The organism is Methylobacterium durans (assembly GCF_003173715.1).
GTDB classification, from domain to species: Bacteria; Pseudomonadota; Alphaproteobacteria; order Rhizobiales; family Beijerinckiaceae; genus Methylobacterium; species Methylobacterium durans.
Genome location: NZ_CP029550.1, coordinates 2,484,356 through 2,500,107 on the forward strand (window position 1 = coordinate 2,484,356; position 15,752 = coordinate 2,500,107).

Here is a 15,752-nt window from a genome sequence, read left to right on the forward strand (position 1 = left end):
CCTTCCGAGACCGCATCCATGTCCCACGCCGACCTCGCGACCACCATCGAAACCGCCTGGGAGGAGCGCGCCGGCATCGACACGGGCACGCGCGGTCCCGTGCGCGAGGCCGTGGACGAGGCGCTGGCGCTCCTCGATTCCGGCCGGGCGCGGGTCGCCGAGAAGGTCGACGGCGACTGGCAGGTGAATCAGTGGCTCAAGAAGGCCGTCCTGCTCTCGTTCCGCCTCAACGACATGGCGCCGATCCAGGGTGGCCCCGGCGGCGCGCCCTGGTGGGACAAGGTGCCCTCGAAGTTCGAGGGCTGGGACGAGGCCGCCTTCCGGCAGGCGGGCTTCCGGGCCGTTCCGGGCTGCTTCGTGCGCCGCGGCTCCTTCATCGCGCCGGGCGCGGTCCTGATGCCCTCCTTCATCAACCTCGGGGCGCATGTCGGCCGCGGTACCATGGTCGACACCTGGGTGACGATCGGCTCCTGCGCGCAGGTCGGCGAGAATTGCCACATCTCGGGCGGCGCCGGCATTGCGGGCGTGCTGGAGCCGCTCCAGGCCAACCCCGTCATCATCGAGGACAATTGCTTCGTCGGCGCCCGCGCCGAGGTGGCCGAGGGCGTGATCATCGGCGAGGGCAGCGTGCTCTCGATGGGCGTCTATATCGGCGCCTCCACCAAGATCATCGACCGCACCACGGGCGAGGTCTCCTACGGCCGCGTGCCGCCCTATTCCGTGGTCGTCTCCGGCACGACCCCCGGCAAGCCGCTGCCGGACGGCAGCCCCGGCCCGAGCCTCTACTGCGTCGTCATCGTCAAGCGGGTCGATGCGGGCACGCGGGCCAAGACCGGCATCAACGAGCTCCTGCGGACCTGAGCGGAGGCTCGCGCCCCCGCGCGGAGCGACGTGTCGCGCGGATCAGGCCCGAGAAACACGCTACATCTCGCCGGGGCGGGCAGCCGACACGATTCGGCCACGAGCCGCCCGGCGACCTTGAGCGAGGGACCCGCGAGAGATGGTCGAGCCGGCGCACGCCACCCGTACCCTGTCCCTCGACGTGGCGGGCCAGCGGGTCCCGACGCCCTGCGACGTGGTGGGCCACGGGCCGGAGGCGCTCCTGCTGCCGGCCCTCTCCTCGATCTCGGCCCGCTCCGAGATGCGCGCGCTCGCCAAGGATCTCGGCCACGATTTCCGCTGCCTGATCCCGGACTGGCCGGGCTTCGGGGACCAGCCGAGGGCGCGGCTGCCGCTGGCGCCGCGGACCCTCGACGCCTTCCTGGACGCGCTGCTGGCAACGCTGCCCGGCCCCTACGCCCTCGGCGTCGCGGCGGGCCACGCCGCGCCCTATCTCGTCGCGGCCGCCCGCCGCCATCCGGGCCGGTTCGGCCGCCTGATCCTCGTGGCGCCGACCTGGCGCGGCCCCCTGCCGACCGTGATGGGGCCGGAGCGGCGCGGCCTGTTCCGGGGCCTGCGCCGCCTCGTCGAATCGCCCTTCCTCGGCGACGTGCTCTACCGCATCAACATCAGTCCGCCGGTGATCGGCCGGATGCTGCGCGCCCACGTCTACGCAGATCCCGCCCACGTCACGCCAGGCGTCATCGCCGACAAGCACGCCATCACCCGCCAGCCGGGCGGGCGCTTCGGCACCGCAGCCTTCGTCACCGGCGCCCTCGACCCGGTCGAGACCCGCGAGGAGTTCCTGGCTTTGTTTGACGGCAAACTACCGCCCGTGCGAGTTCTGCGGCCCGAGCGGGCTCCCCGGCGCTCCGGCGCGGAGATGGATGCCCTCGTCGCCACCGGCCGCGTCGTCAAGGTGACGGTGCCGGGCGCGCTCAGCCCGCACGAGGAATATGCCGGCGAGGTCGCCGCCGCGATCCGGGCCGCCTGAGCCCCTCGTCACGCGCCCGTCACCGACCCATCCTAACCCCGCCCGGCCTCCGCCGCCCAAGGTCCTCCGATGCCCCGTTTCCTGCCGGCCCTCGCCACCCTCGCCCTGCTGGCCTCCGCGACGGGCCTGCCGGCGCCCGCCTCCGCGCAGGACAAGGCGGCCCCCTCCGTGGGGACCGACACGCTCAAGCCCGGCGCACCCGCCCACCAGCCTTACCTGACCGACGCGCTGGTGCCCGACACGGTCGCGATCCTGCCGCCGCCGCCCGCCAGCCATTCCGCCGCCGAGGCGGCCGACCGCGCCGCGTTCAATGCGACCCGCGCGCTGAAGGGGACGACCCGCTGGGAGCTTGCCGCCGCGGACGTGGCGGAAGGCGCCGCCGCGATCCTCGACAACTTCGCCTGCGTGCTGGGCACGAAGCTCGATCAGGCCCGCGTGCCCACGCTGATGACGCTCCTCGAGCGGGCCCGGCTCGACATCGCCCGGGGCACCCGCGGCCCCAAGGTGCATTACCGGCGGCTGCGCCCCTTCGTCGGCAACGAAGCGCCGATCTGCGTGCAGCGGACCCAGCAGCTCACGGACAGCTACAGCTACCCCTCCGGCCACGCCTCGCAGGGCTGGGCCTACGCGCTGATCATGGCCTCGCTGGTGCCCGAGAAGGCGAGCGCGATCCTCGTGCGCGGCCGCGCCTACGGCGAGAGCCGCGTCGTCTGCGGCGTGCACTGGATGAGCGACGTGGAGGCCGGCCGCACCAACGGAGCCGCGATCGTCGCCGCGCTCCAGGCCAACGCGACGTTCCGGGCCGATCTGGAACGGGCCCGGGCCGACCTCGGCAAGGCGATGGCGAGCGGCGGCCCGGTGCCGGACCAAGCCCATTGCGCCCGCGAGGAGGCGGCCTCGCGGATGCCGGAACTGTAGGGATCGCACGATCGGGGGAGAAGGGCAGGCCGCGCGCGGGCCGGGTCAGATCGTCCGGGGCTCGGCGTGCCGTAAGATCTTCCGAGAGATGCCTAACTGCAGATTGTAAGTCTTCTAAGTCTAGATAAGACAACAACTTTTTGTCTTGATCGGCTAAGCTTGGCAGGGCAAGTCTCCCCGGATTGCGCAGGAAACGCGCAATGTCCGAGGTCTTGTCCCGAGTTTCGCCGATGCGCATCCCCCTCCGCCTGGCCGCCACCGTCGCCCTCGCGCCCCTCGCCCTGCACATGGCCGGCGCCGCCGCGCAGGAGCGCAGCGTTCAGCTCGACCAGATCTCGGTGGAGGGCAGCGGCGTGCCGCAGCCGGGACCCGGGCTCGGCAATGGAGCCGCAACGAGCGGGGGCGGTGGCGGCCCGAGCGGCGTCGTCGGCTACACCGCCAAGGCGAGCCCGACCGCGACCAAGACCAACACCCCCCTGATCGAGACGCCGCAATCGGTGACCGTAGTCACCCGAGAGCAGCTGAACGACCGCAACGTCCAGGATCTCAACCAGGCCCTGGCCTACGCGCCGGGCACCTCCACGGACGTGTTCGGCTTCGACCCGCGCTTCGACGCCTTCTACATCCGCGGCTTCTCGGCGACCTACGACGGCGTCTTCCGCGACGGCCTGCGCCAATCCGCGGTCGGCCTCGCGGTGCCGCGCATCGAGCCCTACGGCACGGAGGCCGTCACCATCCTGCGCGGGCCGGCCTCCGGCCTCTACGGCCTCGGCTCGCCCGGCGGCATCGTCGACGTGACGACGAAGCGCCCCGTCTTCGCGCGCTTCGGCGAACTCTGGTTCCAGGCCGGCAATTACGACCGCTTCCAGGGGAATTTCGATTTCGGCGGTCCGGTCGAGGGCTCGGACGGGACGATGGCCTACCGGCTCACCGGCGTCGTGCGCCAGTCCGACACCTTCCTGCCCGGCGCGACCGACGACCGCTTCAACATCGCGCCGGCCTTCACCTGGAAGCCGTCCGCCGACACCACATTCACCCTGCTGACCGAGTTCCAGAACTCGAAGCTGCCGGGCACCTCGGCCTTCTACAATTTTCCCGGATTTCGGGTGTCGCGCCTCTACCAGGGCGACGGGGCCTTCAACGCCTTCACGCAGCAGCAATACCGGATCGGCTACGCCTTCGAGCACAGGTTCACCCCGGACCTGATCGTCCGGCAGAACTTCCGCTATTACGGGGTCAACGGCGACTTCCCCTACGTCCAGATCGATTCCGTGACCGGCCTGACCGCACAGCGCTCGACGGGCCTGTTCATCGAGAACCTGCAATCGGTCGCGCTCGACAACCAGATCGAGGGACACATCCAGACCGGCCCCATCGCCCACACCCTCCTCGGCGGGCTCGACTACCTGCACTACGACTGGGACCGCGTGGGCGGCTTCGGCACGGCGCCCGACCTCGACCTCACGACCCTGAATTACGGGCGGCAGTTCATCCCGCGGCCGGTCCTGACGCTCGCGGCGCGCCAGTCGCAGGATCAGGTCGGCCTCTACCTGCAGGAGCAGGCGAAGTGGGATCGCTTCGTGCTGACGCTGACGGGCCGGCACGACTGGGTCTCGCAGACCACGGCGAGCGGCGTGCCCGGGGCGCTCGGCCCCTCGACCACCCAGAGCGACACCGCCTTCACCGGCCGCGTCGGCCTGAACTACACGCTGGCGCCGGGACTCGTGCCCTACGCGAGCTACGCCACCACCTTCACGCCGCAGGTCGGCGCGGACGCGAGCGGCCGGTCCTTCCGGCCCGCCACCGGTGATCAGATCGAGGCGGGCGTGAAATACGCCGTCCCGGGCACCAACATCACCGCCGCCTTCGCGGGCTTCGACATCGTCCAGACCAGCATCCTGCGCCAGGATCCGAACAACCTCGCCTTCACGGTGGCCACCGGCGAGGTCCGCTCCCGCGGCTTCGAGGGCGAGCTGATCGCCAATCTCGCGCCGGGCACGAACCTCACCCTCGCCTACACGCACCTCAACTTCCAGTTCGTGAGCCAGACCTCGCTGGTGACCGGCCAGCCGATCGACGGCAATTACCTGTCGGGCATCCCCGGCGACACCATCAAGGTGTTCGGCACCTACCTGTTCCCGCCCTCCTCGCCCCTGCACGGCCTCCAGATCGGCGGCGGCATCCGCTACGCGAGTTCGAGCTTCGCCGACGACGAGAACACGGTGCGCAACCCCACCGTCACGCTGTTCGACGCCCTGATCGCCTACGATTTCGCGGCGCTCGATCCGAAATACGCGGGCTTCCGGGCGCAGGTGAACGCCTTCAACATCTTCGACCGCAACTACACCAACTGCCAGGCGGGCTTCTGCTACCGCGGCGCGCCGGCCACCGTGATCGGCAGCCTGATCTACCGCTGGTGACGGGCTGGCCCCGCGCGGCGGCTCGCGCCGGGCCGGGCATAAAGCCGGTCAGGCCTTCGCCTGCCGCTGCACCGGCACGGCCTGCGCGGCCGTCTCCGGGCTGCCGCCCGCCTTCCGCCGCTTGCGGCGGCGGACCAGCATGTTGAGGCCCTCCACCGCCGCCGAGAAGGCCATGGCGGTGTAGATGTAGCCCTTGGGCACGTGCGCGCCGAAACCCTCCGCGATCAGCGTCATGCCGATCATGATGAGGAAGCCGAGCGCCAGCATCACCACGGTGGGGTTGGCCGCGATGAAGCGCGAGAGCGGATCGGCCGCCACCAGCATCACGATCACGGCGACGACGACCGCAATCATCATCACCGGCACGTGCTCGGTCATGCCGACCGCCGTGATGATGCTGTCGATCGAGAAGACGAGATCGAGCATCAGGATCTGGCCGATCGCCGCGGCGAAGCTCAGGGACGCGCCGCCCTTCTCGTCCTCCGGATGCGGATCGACGCTCTCGTGGATCTCCTTGGTGGCCTTCCAGAGCAGGAACAGGCCGCCCGCGATCAGGATCATGTCCCGCCAGGAGAAGCCCCTGCCGAACACCTCGAAGACGGGCTGCGTGAGGTGGACGATGTAGGCCACGGTGCCGAGCAGACCGAGCCGCAGCACCAGGGCGAGGCCGATGCCGATCCGGCGGGCCTTCTGCTGCTGCTCGGCCGGCAGCTTGTTCGTCAGGATCGAGATGAAGATCAGGTTGTCGACGCCGAGGACGACCTCCATCACGATCAGGGTGGCGAGCGCCGCCCAGACGGTGGGGTCGGCGGCGAGCTGGAGGAGGTTGTCCACTGTGGCCTGGTTCCGGGGCTAGAGGGCGAGGCTAGAGGGGGAGAAGGCGGCTGGCCGCGCTCTGCGCGGCCGCCTGCTCGGCGCGGGAGGGCGCAAAGATGCGGAGCGCGCCCGGCATCACCTTGAAGTGGGCCGGCGTGTGGGTGGTGAGCTCGCCGTCCGTGTTCACCGGACGGGGCTTGCGCGTCCGGAGGACGATCTCGGTGGTCTTGAAGGCGCGCACGTCCCTCGACTGACCCTGCGTGCCCCGGCGGAGCGCCGGCAGCAGGGCGATGAGCCGCCACCAATGGGCGATCTCCAGGCTGTAGAAATCGAGCAGGCCGTCATCGACCGCCGCGCCCTCCTCCACCGTCATGCCGCCGCCGTAATGGCGCCCGTTGCCGACCGAGACCTGGATCGTCGTCACCTTCTCGAGCGTGCCGTCGTGCTCGATCGTCACCGTGAAGGGGCGGACCCGGCGCAAGACCCGGATCGCGGCGATGCCGTAGCCGAGCGTGCCCCAGGCCTTCTTCGACTCGGCCGTCAGGTCGCCCGCGAGCTCCGCCGAGAAGCCGACGCTGGCGACGTTGAAGTAATAGTGGCCGTTGACCCAGCCGAGATCGACCGGTCGCGGCTCGGCCGTCGTGATGAGGCGCGCCGCCGCAGCCGGGTCGAGGGGGAGCCCCAGCGAGCGCGCGAGGTCGTTGGCGGTGCCGAGCGGCAGGATGCCGAGTGGCAGCCCGGTCTCGACGAGGCCCGCCGCCCCCGCATTCATGGTCCCGTCGCCGCCGCCGAGGATCACGAGGTCGCAGGCGCTCGCGTGACGCCGGATCGTGTCGCTGCAATCGGAATTCTCGGGCGGCTCGAACGGCGCGATGCCGCCGCCGCGCAGGATCGCGCGGATCTCGTCGAGGCCGGCGCCGCCGTTGCGGGCCTTGGGATTGGCGAGAAGGAGCGCCCGGCGGGGCGGGGCGGCCGCGCTCATGAGCGGGGCTCCGCCGGCTCAGAGCACGGCTCCGCCGGCTTGGGACGTCTCGAACGGGCGGCCAAGGAGAACTCTCCGGTGCATTCGCGCCGCGTCAACGCAAAGGCAGGGAAGAGGTCCGACATCACGGTCGACGCCTCGACCGCCAGAGGGGCCCGGACCCGGGTTGCCGAGGAACTTGGTTGCCCACGCCACGATCTCAAGGGTGGGCGGCGCCTGAAATGTGCCGCGGCTGGTTCACGAGTTCTTGGTGCGGCCCTGGCGCCGCACCCGCCGCAGCCCTCGGCGCGCCGCGTGGCGCGGCGGGTCCAGGGGATTTCCGGGATTGCGGGCAGAGCGTCGCGGGAGCCTTGCTCCGGCGGCCAAGCCCGTGGCATGCCATCGGGCGGCAGGCTCGCGCCTCATGGAACCCTCCGCACCTCCGGCGGCGTTTCATTCCGGCTCGGGAAGCGGGCCGGCCGGGTATGAACCTCCCGGCAACCCGTCTCCGTCGCCTCGCGACCCGGTGATCTGCATGCGCTCTTTCCTCCGTACCGTCTCCGTCGCCGCGCTGCTCGGCACCCTGCTGTGCGCCGGCGAGGCCGGGGCGCAGCCGGGCTGGGTCGACCCGCCGAGCAAGGCGGCGAAGCCCGCGCCCGAGGCTGCGGCGCCCAAACCCGCGGCATCGAAGCCCGCGGCGCCGCAGGCCGCGAGCCCGGAATCCGAGCCGGCGCCCCGCCGCCGCGCCGAGCGCCGCCGCTCCGCCCGGACCGAGCGCGCGGAGCGCCGCCGCGCGCAGGCCCACCACGCCCCGATCCGCCACGCGCCGTCGCGGCGGCTGGCCGAGACGCCCGCACCCCCGCCCGCGATGGCCGCCCCGGCGGCGGATGCGCGGTTCGGCGAGTGGGCCGAGACGGCCCAGCGGCTCGCCGACGATTACGTCGACAGCGTCTCGGGCACGGGCGCGGGCCTGGCCACCACGGCGCCGCGCTTCTACGCCGAGCAGGTGCGCTTCCACGGCCGCGTGATGTCGCTGCCGGCGCTGGTGGCCGAGAAGCGGCGCTTCGCCCGCCGCTGGCCCGACCGGCGCTACGAGCTGCAGCCCGGCACGATGCGCACGGCCTGCAACGGCGCCGCCGCGACCTGCGTCGTGCGCGCCGTCTTCAGCTTCCAGGCCCGGAACCCAGCGACGGGCGCGCTCTCACAGGGCGTGTCCGACCTGACGCTCGAGGTGAGCTTCGCGGGCGGTCGGCCCGTCATCGTGTCGGAATCGAGCCGCGTCCTGCGCCGGGGCGCCGCCTACAGCGCGGCGCCGTCCGCGGCCGGCCGGGCCTGACGTGAGCCGAGATCGAGGATCCGCGTTGACGTTGTCGGAGGCCCCAGAGGTTTTGAACGAGCGCCCGCTGCCAGAATCCGCGTCGAGCCTGCCCACCGCCGACGAGCGGGCGCGGCTGCGCGCGCGCATCCGGGCCGCGATCGAGGCCGCGCGGCCGCAGCCGGTCGCGCTGCGCACGCTGGAGCTTCTGGCGCAGGCGGCCGTGGAGCCAGACGCCTCGGCGGCCGGATACCGGATCGTCGACCCGCGGACGGGCGCGCCGCGCCTGCGGGAGCGGCAGGAGGAGGGCGCCGCGCAGACCCCGGCGCAGGCTCCCGCGCAAGACTCCACGCGAGCCCCTGCCGACGAGCCCCTGAGCCTCGACGACCTCGTCGCCGAGCTGAGACGGCGCCATCCCGCCCTGTTCCTGCCGGAACCCGAGCGCGCCCCGGAGCCGCCCGCGGCCGAGACCGAGCCGGAGGCCAGCTCTGATGTGAAGGCCGCGACGGCGCGGTTCGTCGAGACGCAATCCGTCCTCGCGAAATCGCTCGTCGCGACCTCGTCGGCCCGCGGGCGGGCGCTGGCGGCGCGGCTCGGAACCTCGGTCGGGGCCTTTCGCGAGCGCCTCGACGCCCGCCGGGCCGCGAGGACCGAGACCGCGCCCGAGGCGGCCTCCGGGCCCGCGCGGGCGGAGGCCACGCCGGAGGCGGGCACGGGGATGTGGCGCGAGCGGCTGCAACGCGCCCGGGAGCGGCTCGGCGACGCGTTCGCCTCCGACGACCTCGCCCGGCGTCGTTATCTCCTGGCCGGCCTCGGTGCCGTGGTCCTCGCCGTCGGCGCGGCCGCGCTCGTGACGAGCCGCCAGGAGCCCTCCGGCCGTCCGTCCGCCGCCCGCATCGGGTCGGCGCCCGGCGCGGACACGAATCCCGCGCCCGCTCCGGGGGCGGCCAGCCAGACGAATTCCACCGATCCCGAAAACCGGGCGGCCGGGGGCGAGGCGCCGCCGGCACCCCCGCGAACCCCAACGAGATCAGCGGCCCGGCCGAGGTGATCGACACCGCGACGCTGCGGGTCGGCGGCAAGCTCGTGCGCCTGTTCGGCGTCGAGTGGGTGCGCGGCGGCCAAGCCGAGGACCTGACGCGCTACCTCGCCGGGCGCACCGTCACCTGCCAGCCGGTGACGGGCAGCCAGAACGTGCTCTGCCAGGTCGAGGGGCGCGACCTCTCGGAAGTGGTGCTGTTCAACGGCGGCGGCCGGGCCTCGCCCGAGGCGACGCCCGACCTCGTGGCCGCCGAGGATCACGCGCGCAGCGAGCGCCTCGGCGTCTGGAAGCGCTGAGGCGCCCTCCCGTCACGCCTCCTCGTCACGCCTCCCCTTGCGGAACGGCGCAGCCTCCGCCTCAATGGTCCCCGACAGGGGCGGACTTCCGGGGGCGGAGCATGGATCTCTCGATCGGCCTGAGCGCCGTGGCGGTGGCGCTGGCCGTGCTCGTCATCGTGACGCTCGCCATCGGCATCAACATCGTGCCGCAGGGCTACGTCTACACGGTGGAGCGGTTCGGGCGCTACGCGCGCAACCTCGAGGCCGGGCTCGGGCTGATCGTGCCGTATGTCGAGCGGATCGGCCGGCGCGTGAACATCATGGAGCAGGTCATCGAGGTGCCGAGCCAGGAGGCGTTCACGCGGGACAATGCCGGCGTCACCATCGACGCGGTGGTGTTCTACCAAGTGCTCGACGCGCCCCGCGCCTCGTATGAGGTCTCGAACCTCGAAGTCGCGATGATGACGCTGACCATGACGAATATCCGCACCGTGGTCGGCTCGATGGACCTCGATCAGCTCCTCTCGCACCGGGACGAGATCAACGAGCGCCTCCTGCGGGTGATGGACGCCGCCGCCTCGCCCTGGGGCGTGAAGATGACCCGCATCGAGATCAAGGACATCGTGCCGCCGGCCGATCTCGCCGGCGCCATGGCCCGCCAGATGAAGGCCGAGCGCGAGAAGCGCGCCTCGGTGCTGGAGGCGGAAGGCCAGAGGCAGGCCGAGATCCTGCGGGCGCAAGGCCGCAAGGAGGCGACGATCCTGGAGGCCGAGGGGCGGCGCGAGGCGGCCTTCCGCGATGCCGAGGCCCGCGAGCGCGGCGCCGAGGCCGAGGCGAAGGCGACCGCGATGGTGAGCGAGGCGATCGCCAAGGGCGACCTTGCGGCGGCGAATTTCCTCGTCGCCGAGAAGTACGTCGAGGCCCTGCGGGCCATCGCCACCGCGCCGAACCAGCGCGTCGTGATGGTGCCGATCGAGGCGGCAGCCCTCGCCGGCACCCTCGGCGGCATCGGCGAGATCACGCGGGCCGTGTTCGGAGGGGAGGGGACGCCGGCGCCCCGCGCCCGCTCCGGCCTGCCGCCGAACGCCGGCACCGTTCCGAAGGCGTGAAAGCGACGATGCTGAGCCAACTCACGGCCGAAATCGGACCCGCCTGGGCCTGGATCCTCGCCGGCCTTCTCCTGATGGGCACGGAACTGGCGCTGCCCGGCGTGTTCCTGGTCTGGCTCGGGCTGGCTGCACTCATGACCGGGCTGCTGACGGCCCTCGTGACCCTGCCCTGGCAAGCGCAGCTCCTCGTCTTCGCCGGCCTCGCCGTGGCGAGCGTGACGATCGCGAGCCGGCTCACGAAGCGGCCGATCTCCGGCCTCAACCGGGCGGACCGCGGCCTGATCGGGCGTGAGGGCGCGCTCGCGGCGGCCATCGTCGGCGGCGCCGGGTCGATCTGCTTCGACGACACCCTCTGGCGCGTCACGGGGCCCGATCTTCCGGCCGGCGCGCGTGTGCGGGTGACGGGGATGACCGGGACGGTTCTGACAGTGGCGCCGGTGTGAGTTCCGGCCCCCACCTCTCCCATCCGGGAGAGGTCGAGTCCGGGGCACGCGGACCTGGTGCGGGGGGCGTCCTTTCCGGAGATGTCGCACCCCTCACCCTGTCCCTCTCGGAACGGGGAGACCCGCACCCGGTGCGTCTCGGGCGAGGCAGGCGCGGGGCCTCGCCTAGCCGAACGCCCCGACCTCGTGCTGGATCATCCCCGAGATCTCCCGCACCTGCGCGAACATCCGGCCGATCGGCTCGAACAGGCCGGTATGCTCGGCCTCGTAGGTGCCGACGTCGCGCGGGCCCGCCGGCTCGCCGAAATTGAGGCCGAGCGTCGGGTCCGGGGTGACCGGGAAGATCTCGGCGAGCAGCGTCAGGCAGGCATCGATGTCGAGGCGCAGGAAGCGCTCCAGCAGCTGCTCCCGGGTCACGCCGGCCTGGGGCCGGAAGCCCGGGATGTGGACCGCCAGGAACCAGATCCGGTGGATCAGGGCGAGGCGAATCGCGTGGAGCAGGGTCAGGCGCAGCGACATCTTGCCGAGGTCGGGGGCGGCCTGCCGCAGGCTCAGCCAGTCCGTGGTGAGGCGCCCGAACAGGCGGCGCAGGTTCGGGGCAAGGTTGAGCCGGTCGAGGGCGCCCGCGATGATCACGAGCTCGTCGCGCCGCGTATCCCGCTGCGTGCGCCGCGCCCGCTCCAGCCAGACCGCCGGATCGAGGGTGTCGATGTAGGCGCGCAGCACGTCGAGATCGCCGACGCTCGCCGCGTGCTGGACGAGGCGGAAGGCGCGCGAGAAGCGCACCGAGTCGCGCCGCATGTCCCGGAACAGGTCCGGCGCCCGGCCCGCCGCGCGGCCCATCCCGTGCAGGGAATTCGCGAGGTAGCCGAGCTGGTGCAGAATCGCGTTGTTCGGGATCGCCCGCATCTGGCGCGGATGCGTGATCATGGCGGGCCCGCCCGAATCCGACTGCCGGACGACGGGGCGCGAGCCCGTGCGGTCGATCAGGCTCGGACCGAAGGTGCCGAGCAGCGCCGCGTAGCCCGGATCGTCGACGAGCGCCTCCATGTCCTGGCGCACCACCGTGAAGAACTCGGTGGCGAAGTCGGTCTCGGCGTAGACGGGATCGTCCGCCTCGTCGGCCCCGGTCTGCGGATCGGAGAGCACGTAATCGGCGAACGCGTCCTCGTCCGCCACGTCGAGAGCGAAGACGTGCTCGGCGATGCGGGCGACGCTCGCCTGGGCGAGGGGGCCCGTGCCGAACATCAGGTAGCCGTCCGAGCCCTGGAAGCTCGATTCGAGGCGCACCCTAATGCCAGCCCCCCGGTTGCGGCGGCGGGCATCCTCCGGCGCGAGGTAGGCGAGCCGGTCGCGCAGGGAGGAGGGGTGCGCGCCCCGGCCGATCGACTCGCCGTGAGTGTCGAAGATCACGAGCTCGACGCCCGCGAGGTCGTTCTGCACGAGGAGTTCCGTCAGCCGCAGGCGCAGCCGCTCGATCCAGAAGGTCGCGGCGAGCTGGCCGACGTAGCGGCCCGAATCCGAGTAGCCGAACTGCACGGCGAGCCGGCCGATCCGCTTCAGGTACTGGCGCCAGTGCGGGTTGCGGAGCGCGTCGTCGAGGACGCGGATGCCCTGTTCCAGCGCGGAGGCCGTCTCGAAGAGCGGCGTGATCTCGACCTTGTCGCCGATCCCGTAATGGCGCGCGAGCCAGAGGGCGGCCAACAGCGTGTAGCCCGTCTCGGTCTCGGCGATCAGGAAGCGCACGGGGTGCGTGCCGTCGACGTGCTTGAGGATCTGCGCGATCGTCATCATCAGGCGCGCCGCCGAAGCGCGCTCGGCGGCGAGCGCCCCGAAATCGACGGCGACGGGCTGCACGTCGTTGAGCAGGCTGTGGATCGTGGCGAGATGCGAGCGGCGCTGCGCCGCGTCGGTCGGCTCGCCGTCGAGGTCGATCACCCGGCGCACCGCGTTGTGGATCTGCGACGCGTTGAGCCGGAAATGGGGCAGGGCGTTCGAGAGCCCGTGCGTCGCGATGCCGGAGCGCAGAATCGCGATGGTGCGCCGGTCCGCCTCGTCATCCGTCGCCGTCATCGCCGCGGCGAGGCCGGCGAGCAGGGCCCCGCGTCGGTCTGGGCACGCTCCCGCTCGATGATGAGGGCGAGGGCGAAGCGGTGCACGGCCTCCAGCGAGGGCTGCGTGCCGAGGCGCGGCGCCACGGCGAGCTGCCGGTTGACCGCGGAGAGCGCGTTCCCGGTGAGCTCGCTCACCACGCGGGTGGCGGGGATCTCGGGCAATTCGCGCGCGACGCGCTCCAGCTGCATCCGCTTCGATTCGAGCCGGTAGCGCAGGGTATCCCACCAGCCGATGTCGGTGCGCCCGTCCGTGTCGCAGCCGACCCAGCTCGCGATGGCGAAGGGGCGCGGCACGAGTTCGGTCCAGCGGTCGGGCCAGCGGGCGCGGGCGGCGTCGAGGAGGGCGGCGTTGAAGGCGTCGAGGGCGGCGCGGCCGTGATTGGCCGCGATGCAGGCCTGCTCGAACTCACCGTCGAGGGTGATGACGGGATCGGGCCGCGTCGAGAGGGCGGCCGCCTCGGCGACGATCGGCTCCCGCGCCGATCCCTTCGCCTCGCTCGCGGCCGCCGCGATCAGGCCGGCCACCGCCCTCGGCATGCCGAAGGTCGGGTGCGCCGTGAACACGACGGCGAAGGCCGTGCGCCCGACGAGGTCGCGCAGCGTCTCGAAATCGCCCGGACCCTTCGGGATCGCGGCGACGAGCCGAGCTGGCATCGCGGCGTCGCTCGCGAAACCCGGCTCCGCGTCGAGCCCGACATAGGCGCGCAGGCGCGCCGCGCGCTCGGCCAGCGACTGCTCGCGCAGATGCACGAACAGCGCGTCGAGGTCGCCGGGCCGATCTCGCCGCGGTCGAACCGGCGGGTGATCGCGAGCGTCACGGCGAGGACGGGATTGCGGAACGGGTCCTCGCTCGCCTGCTCGCGCGAGGTCTCGATCAGGCCGAGGAGATGGGCCTCCAGCTCCTCGGGCGTGCGGGTGGTCTCGTCCGTGCGCATGGATCGGCCTTCGGGCATCGGGTCGCTCACGCGGTTCAAATCCGGCGCGCCCGTCGTCATCGTCGCGCGCGGGCACCGTTCTCGTCGCGCGGGAGCGGCGACGCAAGGACCGTTCCGTCAGGGCCAAGCCGCGCCCTGAGCAGGGCTGGCATACCACAGGCGCGCCGGCGCGCCAGGCGGGTGCATCGGCCGCCGCCTTGGGGTAACGCTGTCGGCGCAGGGAAGGCTTATGGAAACCATCCTGATCCTGGTCGCGGTGGCGGCCCTCATGATCGCCGGCACGATGGTCGCCGCGATGACGGCCCGCGGCCGGCGCCCGCCCATGCGCATGCCGAACGACGTCGACGATCGCGACGAGGCCATCCTGCTCGACGGCGTGGGACGGCGCGAGAGCCCGATCGACCGCTCGGCCCAGATCCTCGATCTCGAGCCGGTCGATTTCGAGCGGATCGAGCGGAAGCCGGGCGAGACCCGGCGGGAGATGGACCGGAGCGGGCCCGGCCGGGGCCCGGCGAGGAACGATGACGCGGCGACACCGAGTGGACCGAGACGTCCCGAGAGGCTCCCTCCGCGCCCTGGCGGCGCTCGCCCTCGCTCTCAGCGGCCCGGCCCTGGCGCAGACGCCGGCCGACCCGGCGCCGGCCGACCAGACACAGACCGATCAGGAGCCGCCCGCGAAGGCGCCCGCCAAGAAGGCGCCTCCCGTGAAGAAGCCGGCGCCCAAGCCGTCGGTGGCCAAGCCGTCGGCGCCCAAGCCGCCGGTGGCCAAGGTGCCGGCGCCTGAGCCGCCGGTGGCCAAGGTGCCCTCTGCCGATGCACCTCCTGCCGATCCACCGCCCCTCCCTTCTCCCCCTGTCAGGGCGGCGCGCGAACCTGTTCCGGCCACGGCCCCGGCCCGTGCGCCGGCCCCTGTCACGGCTCCTGCCCCGGCTCCGGTCGCCACGCCCGCGGCCGGCCCGGCGCCGGGGCCTTGCGGGGCACAGGCGGCCCGCTACGAGGGCCAGAAGGGCTTCGCGCTGTTCGTCACCCGGAAGGGCAGGGCGGAGGTCGAGAATCCCCTGCTCCCGCTCACGCCCGAGGTCACGCAGGTGCTGCAGGTGGTGATCGGGGCCAAGCTCGCGACGGCCTACGGGCCGGATCTCGCCGCCCTGCGCCGCGGCAGCGCGCCGGCGGTGCTCGAGGCGCAACTCGGCGGCCCGATCCGCTGGGAGAGCTCCCTTCCCGCCCTGCCCGATCCGATCACGATCGTCTCGGAGGCCGGCGAGACCCTGGCGAGCCTGAGCTTTCGCGGCTGCGCGGAGGCGCCGGCCGTGAAGGCGGCGCCCGAGGCCAAGGTGAAGGAGCCGGCGAAGGGCCAGCCCCCGCGCCGCGCCGCCGCCAAGCCCGAGGGGGAGGGGGGCGCGGCGGGCGCCGTGAACGAGGGCCCTGCGCCCGCTCCCAAGGCGCGGCCCCGCGAGAAGGCGGCGGGCAAGCCCGCCCCGCAGACGCCCCCCTTCGGCCTCCCTCAGGGGGCGATCGCGGAGTAGGG

General features: G+C 72.6%; 12 protein-coding genes and 1 pseudogene. 10 read left to right on the plus strand and 3 right to left on the minus strand.

Annotated features, from left to right (window positions below; translation table 11 throughout):
• Window positions 1-18 precede the first annotated feature (18 nt).
• From dapD to DK389_RS11365, 4 genes are all read left to right on the plus strand, one after another.
• Window positions 19-861, plus strand: coding sequence for a 2,3,4,5-tetrahydropyridine-2,6-dicarboxylate N-succinyltransferase (gene dapD, locus DK389_RS11350; RefSeq protein WP_109889651.1), 843 nt, complete (start codon window positions 19-21; stop codon window positions 859-861).
• A 139-nt stretch (window positions 862-1,000) separates the two neighbouring features.
• Window positions 1,001-1,873 carry an alpha/beta fold hydrolase gene (locus tag DK389_RS11355; protein WP_109889653.1) on the plus strand — a complete coding sequence of 291 codons (873 nt, stop codon included), beginning with the start codon at window positions 1,001-1,003 and terminating at the stop codon, window positions 1,871-1,873.
• Window positions 1,874-1,942: 69 nt separating this feature from the next.
• On the plus strand, window positions 1,943-2,791 hold the full coding sequence (locus DK389_RS11360; protein WP_109889655.1) for an acid phosphatase: 849 nt from the start codon (window positions 1,943-1,945) through the stop codon (window positions 2,789-2,791).
• Between the two features lie 230 nt (window positions 2,792-3,021).
• Window positions 3,022-5,211, plus strand: coding sequence for a TonB-dependent siderophore receptor (locus tag DK389_RS11365; protein ID WP_109889657.1), 2,190 nt, complete (start codon window positions 3,022-3,024; stop codon window positions 5,209-5,211).
• 48 nt (window positions 5,212-5,259) lie between these two features.
• Here the strand turns inward: DK389_RS11365 and DK389_RS11370 are convergent, their stop codons facing one another.
• Both DK389_RS11370 and DK389_RS11375 read right to left on the minus strand, forming a co-directional pair.
• Window positions 5,260-6,045 carry a TerC family protein gene (locus DK389_RS11370; protein WP_109889659.1) on the minus strand — a complete coding sequence of 262 codons (786 nt, stop codon included), beginning with the start codon at window positions 6,043-6,045 and terminating at the stop codon, window positions 5,260-5,262.
• 31 nt (window positions 6,046-6,076) lie between these two features.
• On the minus strand, window positions 6,077-7,009 hold the full coding sequence (locus DK389_RS11375; RefSeq protein WP_109889661.1) for a lipid kinase: 933 nt from the start codon (window positions 7,007-7,009) through the stop codon (window positions 6,077-6,079).
• 514 nt (window positions 7,010-7,523) lie between these two features.
• Between DK389_RS11375 and DK389_RS11380 the strand changes: the two genes are divergently transcribed.
• From DK389_RS11380 to DK389_RS11395, 5 genes are all read left to right on the plus strand, one after another.
• Window positions 7,524-8,324, plus strand: coding sequence for a hypothetical protein (locus tag DK389_RS11380; protein ID WP_109889663.1), 801 nt, complete (start codon window positions 7,524-7,526; stop codon window positions 8,322-8,324).
• Between the two features lie 52 nt (window positions 8,325-8,376).
• Window positions 8,377-9,354 carry a hypothetical protein gene (locus DK389_RS11385; RefSeq protein WP_236960817.1) on the plus strand — a complete coding sequence of 326 codons (978 nt, stop codon included), beginning with the start codon at window positions 8,377-8,379 and terminating at the stop codon, window positions 9,352-9,354.
• The gene (locus tag DK389_RS34165) at window positions 9,351-9,641 is read left to right on the plus strand and encodes a thermonuclease family protein (RefSeq protein ID WP_236960818.1); all 291 of its coding nucleotides are present in this window, start codon (window positions 9,351-9,353) and stop codon (window positions 9,639-9,641) included. The genes DK389_RS11385 and DK389_RS34165 overlap by 4 nt, the downstream gene beginning before the upstream one ends.
• Window positions 9,642-9,742: 101 nt before the next feature.
• A complete protein-coding gene (locus tag DK389_RS11390; protein ID WP_109889665.1) occupies window positions 9,743-10,732 on the plus strand; it encodes an SPFH domain-containing protein in 990 nt (329 codons plus the stop codon).
• A gap of 8 nt (window positions 10,733-10,740) precedes the next feature.
• Window positions 10,741-11,175 (plus strand): NfeD family protein, encoded by a 435-nt coding sequence (locus DK389_RS11395; RefSeq protein ID WP_109896297.1) that lies wholly within the window; start codon window positions 10,741-10,743, stop codon window positions 11,173-11,175.
• Window positions 11,176-11,340: 165 nt separating this feature from the next.
• Here the strand turns inward: DK389_RS11395 and DK389_RS11400 are convergent.
• A pseudogene (locus tag DK389_RS11400) lies at window positions 11,341-14,242 on the minus strand (phosphoenolpyruvate carboxylase).
• Window positions 14,243-14,763: 521 nt separating this feature from the next.
• Between DK389_RS11400 and DK389_RS11410 the strand changes: the two are divergent.
• Window positions 14,764-15,750 carry a hypothetical protein gene (locus DK389_RS11410; protein ID WP_162560609.1) on the plus strand — a complete coding sequence of 329 codons (987 nt, stop codon included), beginning with the start codon at window positions 14,764-14,766 and terminating at the stop codon, window positions 15,748-15,750.
• Window positions 15,751-15,752 lie beyond the last annotated feature (2 nt).

Excerpts from the sequence above, each read along its gene's own strand:
- dapD (WP_109889651.1), top strand. The coding sequence starts at position 19 with ATGTCCCACGCCGACCTCGCGACCACCATCGAAACCGCCTGGGAGGAG.
- DK389_RS11355 (WP_109889653.1), top strand. The coding sequence starts at position 1,001 with ATGGTCGAGCCGGCGCACGCCACCCGTACCCTGTCCCTCGACGTGGCG.
- DK389_RS11360 (WP_109889655.1), top strand. The coding sequence starts at position 1,943 with ATGCCCCGTTTCCTGCCGGCCCTCGCCACCCTCGCCCTGCTGGCCTCC.
- DK389_RS11365 (WP_109889657.1), top strand. The coding sequence starts at position 3,022 with ATGCGCATCCCCCTCCGCCTGGCCGCCACCGTCGCCCTCGCGCCCCTC.
- DK389_RS11375 (WP_109889661.1), bottom strand. The coding sequence starts at position 7,009 with ATGAGCGCGGCCGCCCCGCCCCGCCGGGCGCTCCTTCTCGCCAATCCC.
- DK389_RS11380 (WP_109889663.1), top strand. The coding sequence starts at position 7,524 with ATGCGCTCTTTCCTCCGTACCGTCTCCGTCGCCGCGCTGCTCGGCACC.
- DK389_RS11390 (WP_109889665.1), top strand. The coding sequence starts at position 9,743 with ATGGATCTCTCGATCGGCCTGAGCGCCGTGGCGGTGGCGCTGGCCGTG.
- DK389_RS11395 (WP_109896297.1), top strand. The coding sequence starts at position 10,741 with ATGCTGAGCCAACTCACGGCCGAAATCGGACCCGCCTGGGCCTGGATC.